At 66.6% G+C, this 19,698-nt stretch carries 17 protein-coding genes, 1 tRNA gene and 1 pseudogene; 14 read left to right on the top strand and 5 right to left on the bottom strand.

From position 1 onward, the window contains the following. Window positions 1–405 precede the first annotated feature (405 nt). Window positions 406–2,103 carry a cellulase family glycosylhydrolase gene (locus JHC79_RS12120; protein WP_296391046.1) on the top strand — a complete coding sequence of 566 codons (1,698 nt, stop codon included), beginning with the start codon at window positions 406–408 and terminating at the stop codon, window positions 2,101–2,103. Window positions 2,104–2,176: 73 nt separating this feature from the next. On the opposite strand, the gene JHC79_RS12125 is transcribed toward JHC79_RS12120, so the two are convergent. Both JHC79_RS12125 and JHC79_RS12130 read right to left on the bottom strand, forming a co-directional pair. Continuing rightward, complete coding sequence (locus JHC79_RS12125; protein ID WP_296391048.1) at window positions 2,177–2,602, bottom strand: SRPBCC family protein; 426 nt, start codon at window positions 2,600–2,602, stop codon at window positions 2,177–2,179. Window positions 2,603–2,674: 72 nt separating this feature from the next. After that, entirely contained in the window at window positions 2,675–3,598 is a 924-nt protein-coding gene (locus JHC79_RS12130) for a TauD/TfdA family dioxygenase (RefSeq protein ID WP_296391050.1), read from the bottom strand. A gap of 175 nt (window positions 3,599–3,773) precedes the next feature. Between JHC79_RS12130 and JHC79_RS12135 the strand changes: the two genes are divergently transcribed. From JHC79_RS12135 to JHC79_RS12155, 5 genes are all read left to right on the top strand, one after another. After that, complete coding sequence (locus JHC79_RS12135; protein WP_296391052.1) at window positions 3,774–4,814, top strand: ABC transporter substrate-binding protein; 1,041 nt, start codon at window positions 3,774–3,776, stop codon at window positions 4,812–4,814. 6 nt (window positions 4,815–4,820) lie between these two features. Continuing rightward, entirely contained in the window at window positions 4,821–5,660 is an 840-nt protein-coding gene (locus JHC79_RS12140; protein ID WP_296391055.1) for an ABC transporter ATP-binding protein, read from the top strand. After that, the gene (locus JHC79_RS12145; RefSeq protein ID WP_296391057.1) at window positions 5,657–6,505 is read left to right on the top strand and encodes an ABC transporter permease; all 849 of its coding nucleotides are present in this window, start codon (window positions 5,657–5,659) and stop codon (window positions 6,503–6,505) included. Before JHC79_RS12140 ends, JHC79_RS12145 begins: the two co-directional genes overlap by 4 nt. Before the next feature lie 10 nt (window positions 6,506–6,515). After that, on the top strand, window positions 6,516–7,859 hold the full coding sequence (locus tag JHC79_RS12150; protein ID WP_296391059.1) for an LLM class flavin-dependent oxidoreductase: 1,344 nt from the start codon (window positions 6,516–6,518) through the stop codon (window positions 7,857–7,859). Between the two features lie 122 nt (window positions 7,860–7,981). Further along, on the top strand, window positions 7,982–9,550 hold the full coding sequence (locus JHC79_RS12155; RefSeq protein ID WP_296391062.1) for an amino acid permease: 1,569 nt from the start codon (window positions 7,982–7,984) through the stop codon (window positions 9,548–9,550). 18 nt (window positions 9,551–9,568) lie between these two features. Here JHC79_RS12155 and JHC79_RS12160 read toward each other — a convergent pair whose 3' ends face one another. Together JHC79_RS12160 and JHC79_RS12165 are read right to left on the bottom strand one after the other, a co-directional pair. Then, a complete protein-coding gene (locus JHC79_RS12160; protein WP_296391065.1) occupies window positions 9,569–10,042 on the bottom strand; it encodes a TspO/MBR family protein in 474 nt (157 codons plus the stop codon). Window positions 10,043–10,109: 67 nt separating this feature from the next. Further along, a tRNA-Gly gene (locus tag JHC79_RS12165) sits at window positions 10,110–10,183 on the bottom strand. Window positions 10,184–10,249: 66 nt separating this feature from the next. On the opposite strand from JHC79_RS12165, the gene JHC79_RS12170 reads away from it, so the two are divergent. The 4 genes from JHC79_RS12170 to JHC79_RS12185 all read left to right on the top strand — a co-directional run bounded on the left by JHC79_RS12170 (window position 10,250) and on the right by JHC79_RS12185 (window position 14,967). Then, window positions 10,250–11,296 (top strand): PHP domain-containing protein, encoded by a 1,047-nt coding sequence (locus JHC79_RS12170; RefSeq protein ID WP_296391067.1) that lies wholly within the window; start codon window positions 10,250–10,252, stop codon window positions 11,294–11,296. A 141-nt stretch (window positions 11,297–11,437) separates the two neighbouring features. Beyond that, entirely contained in the window at window positions 11,438–12,907 is a 1,470-nt protein-coding gene (locus tag JHC79_RS12175) for an HNH endonuclease signature motif containing protein (RefSeq protein WP_296391068.1), read from the top strand. Between the two features lie 10 nt (window positions 12,908–12,917). Beyond that, window positions 12,918–13,487: a dCTP deaminase gene (dcd, locus tag JHC79_RS12180; protein ID WP_296391070.1), complete on the top strand. Its 570-nt coding sequence runs from the start codon at window positions 12,918–12,920 to the stop codon at window positions 13,485–13,487. A gap of 130 nt (window positions 13,488–13,617) precedes the next feature. Further along, window positions 13,618–14,967, top strand: a complete 1,350-nt coding sequence (locus tag JHC79_RS12185) for a UDP-glucose/GDP-mannose dehydrogenase family protein (protein WP_296391072.1) — start codon at window positions 13,618–13,620, stop codon at window positions 14,965–14,967. Here the strand turns inward: JHC79_RS12185 and JHC79_RS12190 are convergent. Then, on the bottom strand, window positions 14,952–15,671 hold the full coding sequence (locus JHC79_RS12190) for a MerR family transcriptional regulator (protein WP_296391074.1): 720 nt from the start codon (window positions 15,669–15,671) through the stop codon (window positions 14,952–14,954). The two genes, JHC79_RS12185 and JHC79_RS12190, sit on opposite strands and share 16 nt — an antisense overlap. Window positions 15,672–15,789: 118 nt before the next feature. Between JHC79_RS12190 and JHC79_RS12195 the strand changes: the two genes are divergently transcribed. The 4 genes and pseudogenes from JHC79_RS12195 to JHC79_RS12210 form a co-directional block, all read left to right on the top strand. Further along, a complete protein-coding gene (locus JHC79_RS12195; protein WP_296391076.1) occupies window positions 15,790–16,722 on the top strand; it encodes an alpha/beta hydrolase in 933 nt (310 codons plus the stop codon). Beyond that, entirely contained in the window at window positions 16,723–17,598 is an 876-nt protein-coding gene (locus tag JHC79_RS12200) for an SDR family NAD(P)-dependent oxidoreductase (RefSeq protein ID WP_296391079.1), read from the top strand. 1 nt (window position 17,599) lies between these two features. Further along, window positions 17,600–19,135 carry an NAD(P)/FAD-dependent oxidoreductase gene (locus JHC79_RS12205; protein WP_296391081.1) on the top strand — a complete coding sequence of 512 codons (1,536 nt, stop codon included), beginning with the start codon at window positions 17,600–17,602 and terminating at the stop codon, window positions 19,133–19,135. Window positions 19,136–19,197: 62 nt separating this feature from the next. After that, a pseudogene (locus JHC79_RS12210) lies at window positions 19,198–19,698 on the top strand (hypothetical protein); the annotation flags it as partial.

Consider the following 19,698-nt stretch of genomic DNA (forward strand, 5'->3'; position numbering starts at 1 on the left):
TCGGATCACTGAGCGGTCGAGGACGCCGGGACCGGCGGGCCGTGCCCGATTGTGTGGGAATGCGTTGAATGGCAACGACGAAAGCGTGATGGGCTATTCGTTTTGTTGTACGAATAGCGATATTTCATCACAGGTGAAATTATCTCGATCGCGGACGGTGACAATTCACCTGCATCGCATTCCGTTACATCCTGGAACGAATTCCCGTGATTCTGTCGACCGACCGGAAGCGTCGGCGAACGCTAGTTATCGAATCCAAAAACTTTTCTCACTTTTCACTTAGCAAAAACTCGATCCGGGTGATCTACTTAGCGTCAGCGGGGGGCTACTGAACGGAGATGTCTCGTGCGGCACCGGTTTCCCCACCCGACGCGGATTGCCCTCACCCAGTTGTTCGGTGGGTTCGTGGCGCTCGCGATTTTCCTCGCCGTCGCCTCGGAGGTCTTTCTGCCGAAGCAACGACCCGCTTACGAAATCATCAACACCGCGACCATTTCCCAGGCGAATGACACGGTCGGAATCTCCGACAGTGATCTGTATCTGAAGGCCATGGATCCGGCGGCACTGGCGAAATCCCTGGACCAGATGCAGTCGCTGGGGGTGAAAGACCTCCGGATCGTCGTGCCCTGGGCGTTGGTCGAGACCGCTGACGGCTCCTACGACTGGACGGCCATCGACAACATGGTCAACGCGGCGACCGCACGCGGAATGGGCGTCATGGGGGTCGTGACCACGACCCCGGCCTGGGCGAAGCAGCCGTTCACGTCCCCGTACCAGCCGCCGTCGAACCCGCTCGACTACGGCAACTTCATGAGCACACTCGCCTCTCGGTACGCCGGAAAGGTGTCGGCGTACGAGGTCTGGAACGAGCCGAACGCCGGATTCGCGTTCGCGCCCATCCCGGATCCGGCCGCGTACACGAGCCTGCTGAAGGCGGCGTACGGGGCGATCAAGGCTGCCGACCCGCAGGCGACGGTCATCGGAGGCGTGCTCGGTTCGGTGGTCACCTGGGGCAACCTCACCCTCAATCCGGTCGCATTCGTCGAGCAGATGTACGCATCCGGTGCGGCGGGCTACTTCGACGCCCTGTCTTTTCACCCGTACCAGTACACGACCCCGTTCTCGCAGGGCGGTCCGCTGCTCGATTCGCCGTTGAACCAGGTCACCTCGATCTACCAGCTGATGGTCGCCAACGGCGATGCGTCCAAACTGATCTGGGGTTCGGAGTACGGCCTGCCGACGTCTGTGGTCGGTGAACAGAACCAGGCGGACTACATCAAGGACTTCCTGAACAAGTGGAGTTCGCTCCCGTTCGCGGGTCCGGCGTTCCTGTACACGCTCGTCGACCGGAACTCCGCTGACGTCAACGACCCCGAGAGCACGTTCGGCGTCTTCCGCGACGACTGGACGCAGAAGCTGGCAGCCCAGGTCATCAAGGACTTCATCGCCGCCCACACGCCGCCGCCGCCGCCCGCCACCGATCCGGGAGAGGCCCTGGGGCAGCTGCTCAGTCAGGTGTTCCAGCAGTTCGTGCAGGCCATCCTCAACGCGATCATCGCGGCGCTCAACGGCGCATTCGGCGGCACGGCACCGGTGGTCCCGGAGGCCACCCCGGAGACGGCCGCCAAGGCCGTCGCGGTGATCGACGGCGTCATGGCCGACGACAAGGGCACGACGGTCACCGACTCGGCGACAGATGGCACCGCGGCCGACTCGTCGGCGTCCAAGGCCCAGACCGACTCCGCCCCGTCCACCGAGGCGGTTCCGTCCACGCCGGAGACCACGGTGCCGGAATCGACGGTCCCCGCGTCCACCGTTCCCGACTCGACGGTGCCGCAGTCCACGGATCCGGAGACGTCGGCGGCTGTTCCGTCGACCGAGGCCCCGTCGTCCACCGTCCCCGAGACGACCACCCCTGCGTCGACTCCGGAGACGGCGTCACCGGGAACCTCGCCGGCGACATCGCAGCCGACGATGTCGACGGTGCCGACCTCGACCCGGCCGACCACGACCACCGTGCCGGTTCCGCAGGCAACGTCCTCGGCGACCCCGGACGCACCGAAGACGGTGGAGCCCAAGGAAGTCGTGGCCGCTGTCGGCTGATCAGCCGGTCCCGCACGAAACGAAGAACCCGCCCCGGAACGTCTCCGGGGCGGGTTCTTCGTGGTGGGTGCGGCTACTTCACCTGATCCTTCAGGCCGGTGGTCGCCATCTCGATGATGGTCTTCTTGCCCTTCTTGAGAAGGAAGCCCGGGACCGGGATCTTCGGGTCGAGACTCATCTCGAAATCGACGTGCGTCCCGTTCTCGGTCTCGGTGAGCCGGTATTCCGCGTGTTGCGCCTTCTGCTGCGTGCTCTCGACCAGGTCCCACGTGACCCCGGTGTCGTTCCAGTCATAGGTGAGTACCTGCTCGTCGGCGATGCCCATCAAGGACGCGGACATGCGCGCCTTCGTGGGGCGTCCACTGTCGTCGCGTTCGAGTACCTCGACCTCCTTGTGGATGGGGGACCACGACGGATAGTTCTCGAGATCCGCGATCGCGTCCAGGATGTTCGCGATCGGTGCCGCGATGTCGATGCTGCTGCTTCCACTGACTGCCATGTCGCCACGATAACGTGACAACGGTCATGGGTAGATAGAGATCGCGAAATCGCAGTCGGTCGATTTCTCGTGTCAGCCGGCGTGCGCGACCGGTTCGACGATCTCGGAATAGTGGGAGGCGTCGCCGCTGATGACCCGGCTGTGCCGGCCGTGGACGTCGACGGGGACATCGCCGGCCAGAGTGATCCGGCTCAGGCGGCGATACTGGTCGTCGTAGTCGGCGACGGCGTAGTGCTGCGTTGCACGGTTGTCCCAGATCGCGAGGTCGCCCTCGGCCCAGGACCAGCGGATCGTGTTCTCCAGTCGGATGATCCGCTCCTGGAACAGTTCGAACAGCTTCGCCGACTCCCGTCCACCGAGACCGACGAAGCCCTTGACGAAGTGCCCGAGCAGCAGCGCGCGCTCACCGGTCTCCGGGTGCACGCGTACCAGCGGGTGTTCGGTCTCGAAGTACTGCGAGCGGAATTCCGCGCGGTAGTCGGCGACCTTGTCCGACACCGCCGTGGAGGTCTCCTCGTGGTTGGCGGCGTAGTCGTAGACGTTGGTGTGGGTGGCCCAGAGGGTCTCGGCCAGCACCTTCAGCGGTTCCGGTAGTGCCTCGTAGGCCGCGACCGTCGACGCCCAGACCGTGGTCCCGCCGTACGCAGGCAGCGTCACCGCCCGCAGCACAGACGCCTTGGGCACCCGATCGACGAAGGTGACGTCGGTGTGCCAGCTGTTCGCCTTGCCGTTCTCGGAATCGATGGGCAACACCGTGTCACCGCGTGAGGTCACGGTCGGATGCGCGATCGTCAAGTCTCCCAACAGCTGTGCGAACGCCTGCTGCGACGTGTCGTCGAGATGCTGCTGATCGCGGAAGAAGACCACCTTGTGTTCGAGCAGGGCCGAGTTGATGTCGGCGACGGTCCGCGGGTCCAGGTCACCCGACAGGGCGATCCCGTCGATCCGGGCGCCGATACGCCCACCGAGCTTGGTCACCGTCAATTCTGTGGTCACAACAATCCCTTTCGCGATCTGAGGTCACCGCCACGACGTCGCGATGGTCTGGCGAAGTCAACAGTTCTGGGTTCCCGGCGACAACACTTTGGCCCCCGGCGCGCAGAAAGGTTGTTCCGCCAACGGGTATCACGCGATCTTGTTGGTCAACTGTGACCGACGAACGGAGATCGACGTGAGAACACCCCGGGTACTCATCGCGGCCGTGGCCGTGCTGATGACGGCAGTGGGTGTGACCGCCTGCACCGGCGACGCCGCTGTCGACAAGAACGGCGTGACGACCCTGCGTTATCAGGGATGGCCAGGACAGGTCATCCTCCCGGAGGTGGCCGAACATCTCGGCTTCTTCGACGGGAAGATCACGCTGGACTGGGTGGGCAACACCATCAGTGGGCCGCAGGACATCCAGTCCGCGGCCACCGGACAGACCGACTTCGGGGGTGCGTTCGCCGGCGCCGTGGCGAAGCTGATCACCTCGGGAGCACCGATCACCTCGGTCATCAACTACTACGGCACCGACCAGCAGACGATTGCCGGCTTCTACGTCCGCGACGACAGCCCCATCACGAAGCCGACCGACCTGGTCGGCAAGAAGATCGGCGTCAACACCCTCGGCGGGCAGCTCGAGGCCGACATCCACGATCAGCTCAAGAAGGACGGTCTGAGCCAGGAGCAGATCAAAACCGTTCAGCTGGTTGCGCTCCCGGCACCCAACACCGAGGACGCCCTGCGCAAGGGACAGATCGACGCCGCCGGACTGTCGGGACAGTTCCAGCAGCGCGCGGTGATCAACGGCGGTCTCCGGGCGGTGTTCACCGACCTGTCTCTCTACGGTCCCTTCAACGGAGGGCCGTACGTCTTCCGCAACGACCTCATCAAGAAGAACCCCGAGGGTGTACGTGCCTTCACCGCGGGTGTGGCCAAGGCGATCGAGTGGGAGCGCACCACCCCGCGGGAGAAGGTGCTGGCCACGTTCAGCGACATCGTCACCAAGCGCAAACGACCCAACGACGACACCTCGAGCCTCAAATACTGGTTGAGCGTGGGGGTCCCGTCGAAGGGCGGTCTGCTCTCCGACTCCGACTTCACGCGGTGGCAGAGCTGGCTGCAGGACACCGGCTCGATCAAGGGTGATCTCGACGCGTCGAAGTTCTACACCAACGAGTTCAACCCGTACGCCGATCAGGGCGCGAAGTCCGACGCGAAGGCCGGGTGATCGCGGATGACCCCGTCACCTGATGTCGCGCCCAAGATCTCGCTGCGCGGTGTCACCAAGAGCTTCCCCGACCGTGAGGGCGGCGGCGCGTTCACCGCGCTGCACGACATCGACATCGACGTCGCACCAGGTGAATTCGTGACCATCGTCGGTCCCAGCGGCTGCGGCAAGTCCACCCTCCTCGACCTCGTCGGAGGGCTGACCGAGCCGACGTCGGGAGAGCTGCGCATCGACGGCCGACCGATCACCGGGCCGGGCCTTGATCGCGGGATCGTCTTCCAGCAGTATGCGCTGTTCCCGTGGCGCACCGCGCAGGCCAATGTCGAGTTCGGACTGGAAGCCAAGGGCATCGCACGCCGCGAACGCGCCCGACGGGCCCGCGAGGTGCTCGCGCTGGTCGGACTCGAGGCATTCGCCGACCGCTACCCGCACGAGCTGTCCGGTGGCATGAAGCAACGCGTCGCGATCGCCCGGAGCCTGGCCTATGAGCCCGAGGTGTTGCTGATGGACGAGCCGTTCGCCGCGCTCGACGCCCAGACGCGCGAGCAGTTGCAGGTGGAGCTGCGGTCGATCTGGGAGCGGCTGAGCACCACCGTCCTGTTCATCACGCACGGCATCGAGGAGGCGATCTTCCTCGGCCAGCGGGTGCTGATCATGACGTCACGGCCGGGGCAGATCAAGGAATCCGTCGAGGTCGACCTCGGCGAGGTGGACACCACCACCGACGTCCGCTCGTCGCCGGAGTTCGTCGCCCACCGCCATCGGATCTGGGAGTCGCTCCATGACGAGGTGCTGCGCTCGACCGTCCTCGCCGGCGGTCCGACCGGGGCGGAGGCCATCCGATGACGCTCACCTCACCGACCCGAGCCCCGGCCGCGGCCGCGCCGATCACCGAGGCGGCCGCGGCCGCACCGCGGCGTCGACGTCGACCGCTCGCGGCGGTGGGTACGGTCCTCAAGCGTTCGGTCGCCATCGTGGCGTTCCTGCTGCTGTGGGAGTTCGCCCCAAGGCTCGGGTGGGTCGATTCGACGTTCCTGTCCCCGTTCAGCGAGGTGATCACGGCGTGGTGGGGACTGGCCACGTCCGGCGAGCTGTGGACGAATGTGCAGGCGAGCCTGACGCGTTCGCTGTCGGGGTTCGCCATCGCCATCGTCGTCGCGGTGCCCGTCGGTCTGCTCATCGCCTGGTACCGGCACGTCGAGGAGGTGTTCAGTCCGCTGTTCGCGATCTTCCTCAACACCGCTGCCGTGGCGCTGCTGCCGGTCTTCACCCTCGTCCTGGGCATCGGTGAGACGTCGAAGATCGCGATCATCGCCTACGCCAGCTTCTGGCCGGTGCTCTACAACACCATCGGCGGCGCGAAGAACGTCGACCCGTTGCTGATCCGGTCAGCTCGCTCGTTCGACATCGGCAGCCTCGCACTGTTCCGCAAGGTGATCCTGCCCGCGGCGCTGCCGACGATCTTCACCGGTATCCGTCTGGCCGGGGCGGCGTCGATCCTGGTGCTGATCACCACCGAGTTCGTCGGGGCGAAGGCCGGTCTCGGGTATCTGATCAGCAGCTCGCAGTTCAACTTCCAGATCCCGCAGATGTACGCGGGCATCCTCACCGTCGCGACGATCGGAGTCGCGTTCAACTACCTGTTGGTGGCCATCGAGCGGCGCTTCTCGCGCTGGCGCCCGGCTCAGTGAAAGGCGTTCCATGACTGCGCAACCCGCTCGCCAGATGCACCTCAACGCGTTCCTCATGGGCGTCGGACACCACGAGGCGGCGTGGCGTCACCCGTCGACCGACGAGCGTCGTCTGCTCGACGTCCGGCACTACCAGGAGCTCGCCCGGATCGCCGAACGCGGGAAGCTCGATTCGATCTTCTTCGCCGACAACGTCGCCGTCGGACCGCGTGTGCAGCGGCATGCGATCGCGACGTTCGAGCCGGTCACGCTGCTCTCGGCGATCGCGGTGGTGACCGAGAAAATCGGGCTGATCTCGACCGCGTCGACGTCGTACAACGAGCCCTACAACCTCGCGCGGGAGTTCGCCTCACTGGACCACATCAGCAACGGGCGGGCCGGATGGAACATCGTCACCTCCGGCACCGAGGCCGAGGCGCGCAACTTCGGGCACGAGTCGATCCCCGAGCACGCCCGCCGATACGAGCGGGCCGGTGAATTCCTCGACGTGGTCACCGCACTGTGGGACAGCTGGGAATCCGACGCGCTGGTGCTCGACCCCGTGGAAGGCGTGTTCGCCGACCCGACGCGCGTCCACGACATCGACCATGTGGGAGAACGCTTTCGCGTCCACGGGCCGCTGAACACGCCGCGCGGCCCGCAGGGCAGGCCGCTTCTCGTGCAGGCGGGGTCGTCGGAGAGCGGCAAGGAATTCGCCGCCCGGCACGCCGAGGCCGTCTTCACCGCGCAGCGGTCGATCGAGGAGGCGGTGCAGTTCTACTGGGACCTCAAGGGCCGGTTGGAGCGTCACGGTCGGACGCCAGACCAGGTGGCGGTACTGCCGGGTGTCGTGCCCTACCTCGCCGAGACCGAGAGCGCCGCGATCGCTCTGGAGCGTGAGTTCACCGATCTCATCTCGCCGGACCACGCGCTCGGGCAGTTATCCCGGATGGTCGGGATCGACCTGACCGGGCATCCCCTCGACGAGCCGCTGCCCCCGCTGCCCGACGAGTCGGAGATCGAGGGCGCCAAGAGCAGGTTCACCCTCGTCAAGAGCCTGGCGCAGGGAGAGGAGCTGACGGTCCGAGAGCTGATCGGCAAGCTCGGTGGTGGGCGTGGGCACCGGTCGTTCGCCGGAACGCCCGAGCAGCTCGCCGACAACCTCGAGCAGTGGTTCGTCGCCGGTGCCGCCGACGGGTTCAACATCATGCCGCCGTCACTGCCGGGTGGGCTCGATCTGTTCGTCGACCACGTCGTGCCGATCCTGCAGGACCGAGGTCTGTTCCGTCGCGAGTACACCGCGGACACCCTGCGTGGGCACTACGGCCTCGACCCGGTGCCGACGCGTCACCGGACGGAGGCGCTGACGCGGTAGGTCCGGGGAGGCTCCCGGCACGATTAACACGACTGTCATCGATTTGAGCGGCTCGACGGACAGTCGAGGCTCTACCGTCCCGATCAGATGATCGCGTTGTGCGATGTCAGAGGGGAGCCGTCGTGCCCGAAGGTCAAGATCTGTCCGAATTGAGTGCTGACGAGAAGCATCTCGCCAGTCTCGGGTACACGCAAGAGCTGCAACGGTCGTGGTCGGGGTTCAGCAATTTCGCGATCTCGTTCTCGATCATCTCGATCCTCGCGGGCTGCTTCACGTCGTTCGGCCTCGGCTGGAACAACGGGGGACCGGCCGCCATCGCGTGGGGTTGGCCGATCGTCTCGCTGTTCATCCTGGTCATCGGGTTGTGCATGTCCGAATTGGTGTCGGCGTACCCGACGTCGGGCGGGATCTACTGGTGGGCAAGCAAACTCGGCGGCGCCAAGGCCGGCTATTACACCGGGTGGCTCAACCTCATCGGGCTGATCGCCATCGTCGCGTCGGTGGCCTACGGGTGTGCGACGTTCCTGGATCTGACGCTCGGGACGTTCAGCCAGAGCTGGCTCGACGGCTACAGCCTGACACGGGTGTTCATCATCTTCGTGATCATCCTGGTCGTCGCCGCAGTCGTGAACATCTTCTCGTCCAACCTGCTGGCGGTCATCAACAACATCTCGGTGTGGTGGCACGTGTTCGGTGCGGCCGCGGTGATACTCATCCTCGCGTTGGTCCCGTCGCACCACGCGAGCCTGTCCGACGTGTTCGCCAAGACGGTCAACAACAGCGGCATCTTCTCCGGCGCGACCTCGGGTGTCGGGTGGTTGTTCTTCGTGCTGCCGATCTCGGCCATCCTCACGCAGTACACGATCACCGGATACGACGCGTCGGCTCATCTGTCGGAGGAGACCCACAGCGCCGCCGACGGTGCGGCCAAGGGCATCTGGCGGTCGATCTTCTATTCCGCCATCGGCGGCTGGATCCTGCTGCTGGCCTTCCTGTTCGCGGTCCAGGACTCCGACGGGGTCTCGAAGGGCGGCGGCGCCGTGTCGGTCATCTTCGCCCAGGCGATGAGCTCGGGCTGGGTGGGCACGGTGCTGTTGATCTCGACGGCCGGACAGTTCTTCTGCGCGATGGCGTGCATGACGAGTTCGTCGCGGATGCTCTACGCATTCAGCCGTGACCGTGCGGTGCCCGGGCATCGGCTGTGGTCGTCGCTGAACGCCAAGAAGGTGCCTGCCAACGGCGTGCTGCTCTCGGCGGTGATCGCGGCGATCATCACGCTGCCCGCGCTGGTGCAGGTGGACATCAACGGCGCGCCCGTGCCGGTCGCGTTCTTCGCGGTCGTGTCGATCGGCGTCGTCGGGCTGTACCTCGCGTTCGCCGTACCGATCTATTACCGCTGGAAAGCCGGCGACGACTTCGCGGTCGGCTCCTGGAACCTACGCGGGCACCACAGATGGTTGGCGCCCGTCGCGCTCGTCGAGATCGTCGTGACGTCGATCATCGCTCTGTTCCCCACCTCACTCGGCGGTATGCCGTGGGATCCGAGCTTCGAATGGAAGTTCGTCAACTACACGCCGCTGCTGGTCGGAGGCGTACTGATCCTGCTGTGGATCTACTGGCACCTGTCGGTGAAGAAGTGGTTCACCGGGCCGATCAAGCAGGTGGAGGCGCAGGGGAAGACGGTCGTCTGAGGGGTGGGCGGTGCCCGCTCAGCGGTTGCGCCACCACAACGTCCCCGACAGCACGGTCGCGAAGGCGCACCACGCGGCGTAGGGAGTCAGGGCCGCGGCCGCCGGTGTCGAGACCGCCGACGACCGGCGCACCAGATCCGCGCTGCTGACGGTGAGCGCGCCGGCCACAACGGTGGCCTCTGCGAGTCGGTGCGCCCGGAAGAACACCCAGGTCCACGACCCGTTGAGCACCAGGTTGGCGGCAAGCGCAGCGGTGAACGCCGTGCGTTCGTCGGTGCGTGCTGCGGCGTCGAGGTCGTCGATGACGGTGGCCGAGCTGACGGCGATGTCGGCGTAGAGCGCGGTCCACACGATGGGGAACGCGATCGGCGGTGGCTGGAACGCGGGCTTCGACAGGGTGCGAAACCACAGCGAGTTCGCGTCCTTGGACGCCAGGGCGCCGATGGCCGACGTCGCAGCCGTCGCCGCGGAGGTGAGGAGCAGGGAACGCACGGTCCGCCTTTCGTGGAGGATTGCCGCTCTCCACAGTGCCCGATGCGATCGAGGGCCCCGGTCGGGATGGAGCCGATGACGGGAATCGAACCCGCGTATTCAGCTTGGGAAGCTGATGTTCTGCCATTGAACTACATCGGCGCGCGAACGCAGTCGCGAAGGCAAGAGTAGCAAGGGCTCACCGCACGGTGGTGGGAGACTGGACCGATGAGGCCCGTGTCCGACCTGACCGCCCCCATGACCCCGTACGACGCACTGCTGCGCGTCGCGTTCCTGATGGAACGCGCCCGCGAGGGGTCCTATCGCGTCGAGGCGTTCCGCAAGGCCGCCGGAATCGTGGCCCAGCTCGGCCTCGACGAGACCCGCGCCCGGGTGGAGCGCCACGCCATCGCCGACATCAGCGGCATCGGCAAGTCCACCGCGGCGGTCATCAACGAGGCCGTCCGCGGGAAGGTGCCCGCCCGCCTGTTCACGCTCCAGGAGGAGGTGGGCCCGTTGGTCACCGGTGGCGAGGACCTCTACGCCGCGGTGCGCGGCGATCTGCACGCACACTCGAACTGGAGTGACGGCGGGGCGTCCATCGACGAGATGGTCGACGCCGCGGTCGCACTCGGTCAGGAATGGTTGGCGCTGACCGACCACTCGCCCCGCCTGCGGGTCGCCAACGGTCTGTCGGCCGAGCGGCTGGCCCACCAGCTCGACGTCGTCGCCGACCTCAACGCCGCCCGCGGCGACGACTTCCGTCTCGTCACCGGCATCGAGGTCGACATCCTCGACGACGGCAGTCTCGACCAGAGCGACGAGATGCTCGACCGCCTCGAGATCATCACCGCGTCGGTGCATTCGAACCTCAAGATGGATCGTGGACCCATGACGCGTCGGTTGGTGACGGCGGTCAGTGACCCGCGGGTCAACGTGCTCGGCCACTGCACCGGCCGACTCGTCGCCGGCGGCCGCGGACAGCGACCGCAGTCGAAGTTCGACCCCGAGGCGGTGTTCGCCGCGTGCGCGGAGAACAACACTGCCGTCGAGATCAACTCTCGGCCAGAGCGCGTGGACCCGCCGGACGAGATGATCGAACTCGCACGGGATCTGGGGTGTCTGTTCGCAATCGACTCCGACGCACACGCGCCGGGACAGCTCGACTTCAAGGCCTATGGGTGCGAACGCGCGGAGCGACTGGGAATCCCGCCCGAACGGATCGTCACCACGTGGGCCGTCGACGACGTACTCGATTGGGCTGCAGCGGGATAGGTCCACGACCGGATTCGTCCACAGTTGCAGGCCGCTCCACAGTTTCGGCAATACGACCCGGCCATTGTCAGACCCCTCTCTTACACTTGCCCCAGTTGGTCGGACGGTCTCGGGGAGGGGGCGGTGATGACGGTTTCTGCGATGCCGATGCCTACGTCGCGCCCTGTCCTGGACCTGCTCACGGCACTCGACGAGACGCTCGACGAGGTGAACGCCGCCGATCTCTCCCGGCTCGATGAATCGCAGTTGCGGACACTGCTCCACGGCGTCGAGCGGGTCGCGCGGAAGGCGGCGGTCGCCTCCCACACGACGATCACCGAGATCGGTGACCGTGGCTCCCACACGCGCTGGGGATACAAGCGCGTCGCGCAGATGGTCATGGGGGAGTTGAAGATCTCCGCGTCCGACGCCGCGCGCCGGCTCCGGGTTGCTGCGGCGACGGTGTGCACGCGGTCGTTCACCGGTGAGGTGCAGGAGCCTACGCACTTCGATCTGTCGCAGGCGGTGTTCGACGCCGAACTCTCCGAACATCACGCCGACGAGATCCTGAAGGTGCTGGAGAAGATCCCGGACGCCGTGAGCGCGGAGGAACACGAGCGCGCCCAGAGGGTGATGACCGAGTCGGCGCGCGACCTCGTCCCGCGGCAGATCGAGGCCGTCGGTGATCGGTTGCTGGCCCATCTCGATCCGGACGGATCACTCACGACCGACGGCGATCGTGCGAAGCGCCGCACGGCGTCGTTGTCGCCGCAGGATGCGTCGCAGATGTCGAAGTTCGTCGCCGAGCTGGACCCGGCGGCGCGCGCCATGCTCGAGGTGCTGTTCGACGTGTGGGCGCGGCCCGGGATGAACAATCCCGATGACCCGGAATCGCCGTCGGGGTCCTACACGGATGAGGCGACCGATCGGGATGCCGCCGACGCCGCGGCCAAGCGCGACACCCGGTCGGCCCCACAGCGACGCCATGATGCGTTGAAGGCCGGGTTGGCGCGGTTGATCTCGTCGGGCGCCCTGGGATCGCATCGCGGTGCACCCGCGCAGGTCGTGGTGACGATGACCTACGAGCAGATTCTCGAGATGGCCGGTGTGGCGACCACGATGTCCGGGGGTCTCATGCCGGTCGTCGACGCCCTCGAACTGGCCAAGGCCAACAATCTGTTGCTCGCGGTCCTCGATGCGCAGGGTTTGCCGATGTTCCTCGGTCGCAGCAAGAGGCTGGCGTCGGCCGCACAGCGGATCGCGATGTGGATCAGCGCCGGTGGTTGCACCTTCGCGGGCTGCACGGCCCCGTTCAGCTGGACCGAGGCCCATCACGTCACCGACTGGTCCAAGGGTGGGCTGACGGACATCAACGAATTGACGCCGGCGTGTCCGGGTCACCATTCGATGGTCGGCGACGGCCCCGAACAGTGGCAGACCGTCATCATCGAGCACGGCCGCTACAAGGGACGGTGTGGGTGGATCCCACCGGCCTCGATCGACCCGGAGCGACAACCGCGGATCAACCACGCCCACCACCCGGAGGAACTCCTCGAACAGGCGTGGGAACGAGCTCGCACCGCAGAGCACCCCGAACGCAGCGATCCGTGGGGTGGTTCAGGGCTGCGTTAACCTCGTCCCCATGCTGCTCTCCGACCGCGACATCCGCGCCGAACTCGCCAGTGGACGTCTCGCGCTGGAACCGTACGACGCGGCGTTGGTGCAGCCGTCGAGCATCGACGTGCGTCTGGACAGCCTCTTTCGTGTCTTCAACAACACCCGGTACACCCACATCGACCCGGCGAAGCAGCAGGACGAGCTCACCAGCCTGATCGAGCCGACCGAGGGAGAACCGTTCGTCCTGCATCCCGGCGAGTTCGTGCTCGGCTCCACGCTGGAGGTCTGCACCCTGCCCGACGATCTCGCCGGCCGACTCGAGGGCAAGTCGTCGCTCGGCCGACTGGGGCTGCTGACCCATTCGACCGCGGGATTCATCGACCCGGGTTTCACCGGCCACATCACGCTCGAACTGTCCAATGTCGCGAACCTTCCGATCACGTTGTGGCCGGGCATGAAGATCGGGCAGCTGTGCCTCATCCGGCTGTCGAGCCCCGCGGAGAACCCCTACGGCAGTGCCGGCATCGGGTCGAAGTACCAGGGGCAGCGCGGTCCGACACCGTCGAAGGCGTACCTCAACTTTCAGCAACCCTGACCACCGAGCCGCCTCTCGCCTGCGGTGTCACCCGCTCGTAATCACGACGTCGGGTCACGTTCACCCGACCGGCCGACACCTGCGATGTTCGGCTGGTGGCTCAGGCGATTCACCGCGTAATGTTCGCCGCATGAGGGTCACTGTCTTCGGGTGTGGATATCTCGGCGCGACCCATGCGGCGTGCATGGCCGAACTCGGCCATGAGGTGTTGGGTGTCGACGTCGATGCGAACAAGGTCGAGATGCTCTCGCGCGGCGAGGTGCCGTTCTACGAACCCGGTCTTCCCGAAGTGCTGCAACGCAATCTCGATTCGGGGCGGCTGCATTTCACCACCGACATCGCGGAGGCCGCGGCGTTCGCCACCGTGCACTTCCTCGGAGTCGGTACGCCGCAGAAGAAGGGCGAGTACGCCGCCGACCTCCGCTTCGTCTTCTCGGTCGTCGACGAGCTGGCCGCAACGCTGACCGGATCACACCTGTTGATCGGCAAATCGACTGTGCCGGTGGGTACGTCGGTGGAGATCATCCGTCGTCTCAAGGCGTCGGGGACCGAGGCGGACATATCGGTGGCCTGGAACCCCGAGTTCCTGCGCGAGGGGTTCGCCGTCGCCGACACCCTGCACCCCGACCGCATCGTGCTCGGCGTGGATCCCGAGGGTGACCAGGACGCCGTCGTGGCGCAGGTGGAGGAGATCTACGCGACGATCCTCGCCGATGACACGCCGTTCCTGCGCACCGACCTCGCGACCGCGGAACTCGTGAAGGTCTCGGCCAACGCCTTTCTGGCCACCAAGATCTCCTTCATCAACGCCATCAGCGAGGTGTGTGAGGCCGCCGGTGCCGACGTGTCCACCCTCGCCGACGCGATCGGTTACGACCAACGCATCGGTCGCCGATTCCTCAACGCGGGACTGGGATTCGGTGGCGGTTGCCTGCCCAAGGACATCCGCGCGTTCATGGCGCGTGCCGGTGAGCTCGGAGCCGATCAGGCGTTGACGTTCTTGCGCGAGGTCGACTCGATCAACATGCGTCGGCGGACCGCGATGGTCGAGCTGACCACCAAGGCGTGCGGCGGAGACCTCCTGGGGGCCAACATCGCCGTGTTGGGCGCCGCGTTCAAGCCGGAGAGCGACGACGTCCGGGACTCACCCGCGCTCAACGTCGCCGGCCAGCTGCAGCTCAAGGGCGCGGCGGTCAGCGTGTACGACCCGAAGGCGATGGCCAACTCGCGCAAGCTTTTTCCGACCCTCGGCTATGCCGACTCGGCCGCTGAGGCCTGTGAGCACGCCGACGTCGTCCTCGTCCTCACCGAATGGGCGGAGTTCCTGGAACTCAAGCCCGCCGACCTCGAACCGGTCATGCGCGGCAAGGTCATCGTCGACGGTCGGCGATGCCTGGACCCGGCCGTCTGGATGGCGGCGGGGTGGACCTACCACGGTCTCGGTGGCACGCCGCGGGTGGTCGATCAGCCGCGCAGGTAGTCCTTCAGTTCCTCGGCCAGGGTGCGGTCCATCGCCCGGTTGAGCGCGTTGTGCGCGGCCTTGGTCGCCACCGAACGCATCTCGTTCAACAGGATGGCTGCCCACTCGGATTCCTCGTCGCCGCGGGGCACCCATCCCTTGCCGCGGCGGGCCTCGAACTCGTCGCGCGCGGCGCCGATCAGCGTCGCCGCGGCCGCGTCGAGATTTCCGTCGAGCCGACCGAAGAGGTCGATCAACGATCCCAGATTGAGTCCCAACTCGATCAGGCGTCCGAAGCCGTAGACGGTGTCGCGGTCGAGCAGTAGGTAGTCGTCGCCGTCGGCCTCGATCAGGCCCATCGCGGCCATCTTCTCGAAGTCCTTGGGGTCGATGGAACTCACGATCGACTGCAGGGTCGCCGATGACACCCGTTCCGACGGCGCCTTCGACCACGGCTCGGAGAGGATCTCCTCGACGCCGAGGACCTTGGCCAGTCCGTCGCCGCGCTGCATGCCCTTGATGAAGTCGGCGATGTGCCGGGCGTTGTAGCCGCGTTTGAGCAGATCGTTGATGAGCGTCAGGCGCGCGAGGTGGTTGTCGGTGTAGATCGCGATCCGGCCGCGCTTGGCCGGACGGGGCAGTAGCCCACGGTCCTGGTACCCGCGTACGTTGCGGGTGGTGGTGCCGGCAGCCCGCGCCAGGTCATCGATCCGATATTCAGTCATAACAGCGCATGAGCATACCGAACCGCAGGTCACTGACACCGTTCATTGTTACATTGACAAGTGGCACGCTGTGTGGTGATGTCGTGGGGTGAGTCCCTCGCTTCGTTCTCGTGTCCTCGTGGCGTCCACTGCGCTCTGGTTGCGCCCGCTGGCCGACCGAGTGCCCGCCACCGCATCGGGCGTCAAGTTCGCCCGCGTCCTCGTCGCCGGTTCCATGCGTCTCGGTGCCTCCACGCCCCGCCGCGCACGGGTCGAGAAGATCGACGTCAGGGGTGCCGACGGCGCCCGGATCCGCGGTGAATGGGTGTCCGATGCCGCGGTCACCGACACCCGGCGGGTCATCCTCTACGTACACGGCAGCGCCTACGCGATCTGCTCGGCCGCGACGCACCGCGCCCTGGTGGCCCGGCTCTCGCGTACGACGGGGGTGCAGGCGTTCACCGTCGAGTACCGGCTCGCTCCCGAGCACCGCTTTCCTGCGGCCGCCGACGACGTGCGCGCCGCATACCGATGGCTCATCTCCTCCGGCCACGCCCCGGAGGACATCATCCTGGCCGGCGACTCGGCGGGCGGGCACCTCATCCTGGACCTGGTCGCCGAGAACGCACGGACCGGATTCGCTCAGCCCGGTGCCGCGGTGATGCTCTCGCCACTGTTCGACCTCACGTTCTCCCTCGCGGCCGAACGCGAGAAGCACAGGCGCGACCCGATGATCTCCGCCCGCGCGGCCCGCCGACTCGTGGATCACTACACACACGGCCTCGCCGACGACACCCCGCGACTCAAGTTGGCGCTGGCGCAGGGCATCGTCCTGCCGCCGATGCTGGTGCAGGCCGGTGGCGCCGAGATGCTCAGCGCCGACGCCGAGGCGATCGCCGACGCCGTGATCGCAGCCGGCGGCACCTGCGAGCTGCAGATCTACGACGGACAGATGCACGTGTTCCAGGCCTTCCCGCGCCTGGTGCCCGAGGCCGATCGCGCTCTCGCGGCCATCGACCGTTTCATCACCCTCCACACCACGGCCCAGACCTCGAAGCAACGGAGTGCATGAATGAGCAAATCACCCAACCGGACCCGCAACGCGAACGCGGTGGTCACCGGCGCGGGCAGCGGCATCGGCCGCGCCTTCGCGCTCGAGCTCGCCCGTCGCGGTTCGCGCGTCGTCTGCTCCGACATCGACGGTGACCGCGTCAAGGAGACGGTGTCGATGATCGACCGGCTCACCTCCGGTCGCGCCCACCCGGTCTTCTGTGATGTGTCGGTGAGCGAGGACGTCGACGAACTCGCCGCGCAGGCGCAGGAGTGGTTCGGTGCGCCGACCTCGCTGATGATCAACAACGCGGGTGTCGGTATCGGCGGGAAACCTGTGGGCGAGATCGGCATCGACGACTGGCAGTGGGCACTCGGGATCAACCTGTGGGGCATGGTCTACGGCTCGGAGAAGTTCCTCCCGCAGCTGCGCGAGGCCGGTCGCGGCGGTCTGATCAACGTCGCGTCCACCGCAGCGTTCTCCGCGGCGCCGGGGATGGCCGCCTACAACGTCGGCAAGGCCGGCGTGCTGGCCCTGTCCGAGACGATCGCCGCGGAGCTGGGCGGCACCGACCTCGCCGTCACCGTGCTGTGCCCGACGTTCGTCAAGACCAACGTCGCGGTCGACGGGCGGATCACCGCCGACGCGTCGAAGCTCGCCGGGACGCTGATGCGCTACACGGGCCTCTCGCCCGACCGCGTCGCCAAGGGCACGCTCAACGCCCACGACCGCGGACAGCTCTACGTTGTCCCGCAGCTCGACGCGAAGGCCATCTGGTCGGCCAAGCGACATCTGCCGCGCACCTACACCGCCGGCCTCGGCCTGCTGAACCGCATCCTGCCCCAAACGGGGACACCGTCGGCCGTGCCGGCACTCACCACGACCGTAGGAGAATGACATGACCGGGGCATCGAACGTGCGCACCGACCTCAACGACAAACCTGTCGTCGACACCGCGATCATCGGAGCCGGCTTCGCGGGCATCGGCGCAGCGATCCGGCTGCGGCAGAGCGGGGTCGAGGACTTCGTGCTCCTCGAGCGCGACACCCGCCCGGGCGGAACGTGGCGGGACAACACCTATCCCGGCGCAGCGTGCGACATCCCGTCGCGGCTCTACTCGTACTCCTTCGCCCCGAACCCGGGCTGGAGCAAGACCTACTCGGGTAGCGCCGAGATCCTCTCCTACATCGACACCATGGTCGCCGACCACGACCTCGATCGGCGGATCCGCTACGGCGCCACCGTGACCGGTGTCGTCTTCGACGAGGCCAACGGCGTGTGGGAGTGCTCCATCGCCGACTCCGAGCCGCTCTACGCCCGCACCGTCGTGGTGGCGTCGGGACCGCTGTCGACGCCGGGTTACCCGGACATCACCGGCATCGAGGAGTTCGCGGGCAAGCGCATGCACAGTGCTGACTGGGACCACGAGTACGACTTCACCGGCAAGAAGGTCGGTGTCATCGGCACCGGGGCCAGTGCGGTGCAGGTGATCCCCGAACTCGTCCGCTCGGCAGCGCACGTGTCGGTGTTCCAGCGGACACCCGGCTGGGTGCTCCCGCGCATCAACCCGTCGGTCAGCGAGCGTACCAAGAAGGCCTACGCGCGGATCCCGTTGCTGCAGTCGGCTTCCCGCGCAGCCTGGTTCTGGGGCCATGAGTCCGTCGCGCTGGGCGTCGTGTGGAACTCCCCGTTGACGCGGGTCGTCGAGGCCGTGTCGAAGATCAGCATGCGCGCCCAGGTCAAGGACCCGTGGATGCGTCGTCAGCTCACCCCCGACTTCCGGGCCGGTTGCAAGCGCCTGCTGATGACCAGCGCCTACTACCCCGCGCTGCAGGAGGACAACTGCCGACTGATCACGTGGCCCATCGCGCGCATCAGCGAGAAGGGGGTCCGGACGGTAGAGGGTGTCGAGCACCAGTTCGACGCGCTCGTGTTCGCGACCGGTTTCGAGGTGTCCAAGCAGGGCACCCCCATCCCGATCACCGGCCGCGGCGGACGGGTCCTGGGTGACGAGTGGAGTCGAGGCGCGTACGCGTACAAGAGCATCGCCGTCTCCGGCTACCCGAATCTGTACTTCACCTTCGGCCCCAACTCCGGCCCCGGCCACAGCTCGGCGCTGGTGTACATGGAGGCGCAGATCGACGCGATCGTCATGGCGGTCACCACGGTGCTGCGTCGTCGTCTGGCCGTGCTCGACGTCAGTCCCGCCGCGCAGGCGGACTACAACTCCGACATCCAGCGTCGACTGCAGAAGACGACGTGGAACTCCGGCTGCAAGAGCTGGTACCTCACCGAGGACGGCTTCAACGCCACCATGTTCCCGGGCTTCGCGAGTCAGTACGTCGCACAGATGCGCGGTATCGATCTCACCCGCGACTTCACCGCCGTGGCGCTCGCGCCGGACGATCTGGAGGCATCGGTCACGACGCGGTGATGTTATGTTGACCTGAGGGTCCGCAGCATGGGGAGTGCGTCGGACCGGTAGCCAGGGGGATCATGTCTTCAGCCGAACGGGCGTCCGACCCTGCTCTGGTCGTGCTCGACACCTCCGCGCTCCGCGATGTCCGTGAGCGGATTCGCGCGGCAGGCCCGTCCGACTGCGATGCATTCGTGGTGGTGGACCTGGGTGACCGGGGGCTGTCGGCCACCGTGGTGGACGCCGAGTCCGGAGTCCGGGTCGGCGAACGCACGGACAGCGATCTCGCTCCACGGATGCTCGACCGCGCGATTGTCGATCACCTGACCGCGACCGGGCGTGTGGCGCGTCCCGAGTCGGACGAGTGGGCCGATGAGTTGCTCGGTCTCGTGACCGGCCTTCGCGGCACCCTCGTCACCGCGGAGGGTGCGTTCGCGATGGGGGCCGAGCACGTCGGACTGGTGCGGGTCTCGCGTAGCGACCTCGTCGTCGCACTGCACCCGTACCTGATGACGGCAGCGGCACTGTGGCAGTCGGTCGTGTCCGAGTGTGCGCGGACCGTCGGTGCGCTCGTCTTTCTG

This window comes from Williamsia sp., from assembly GCF_016462415.1.
Lineage (GTDB): Bacteria > Actinomycetota > Actinomycetes > Mycobacteriales > Mycobacteriaceae > Williamsia_A.

Bases quoted from the DNA above. Each gene is read 5' to 3' on its own strand.
- JHC79_RS12175 (WP_296391068.1), top strand. From the start codon at position 11,438: ATGCCGATGCCTACGTCGCGCCCTGTCCTGGACCTGCTCACGGCACTC.
- JHC79_RS12170 (WP_296391067.1), top strand. From the start codon at position 10,250: ATGAGGCCCGTGTCCGACCTGACCGCCCCCATGACCCCGTACGACGCA.
- JHC79_RS12125 (WP_296391048.1), bottom strand. From the start codon at position 2,602: ATGGCAGTCAGTGGAAGCAGCAGCATCGACATCGCGGCACCGATCGCG.
- JHC79_RS12140 (WP_296391055.1), top strand. From the start codon at position 4,821: ATGACCCCGTCACCTGATGTCGCGCCCAAGATCTCGCTGCGCGGTGTC.
- dcd (WP_296391070.1), top strand. From the start codon at position 12,918: ATGCTGCTCTCCGACCGCGACATCCGCGCCGAACTCGCCAGTGGACGT.
- JHC79_RS12150 (WP_296391059.1), top strand. From the start codon at position 6,516: ATGACTGCGCAACCCGCTCGCCAGATGCACCTCAACGCGTTCCTCATG.
- JHC79_RS12200 (WP_296391079.1), top strand. From the start codon at position 16,723: ATGAGCAAATCACCCAACCGGACCCGCAACGCGAACGCGGTGGTCACC.
- JHC79_RS12205 (WP_296391081.1), top strand. From the start codon at position 17,600: ATGACCGGGGCATCGAACGTGCGCACCGACCTCAACGACAAACCTGTC.
- JHC79_RS12190 (WP_296391074.1), bottom strand. From the start codon at position 15,671: ATGACTGAATATCGGATCGATGACCTGGCGCGGGCTGCCGGCACCACC.
- JHC79_RS12145 (WP_296391057.1), top strand. From the start codon at position 5,657: ATGACGCTCACCTCACCGACCCGAGCCCCGGCCGCGGCCGCGCCGATC.
- JHC79_RS12185 (WP_296391072.1), top strand. From the start codon at position 13,618: ATGAGGGTCACTGTCTTCGGGTGTGGATATCTCGGCGCGACCCATGCG.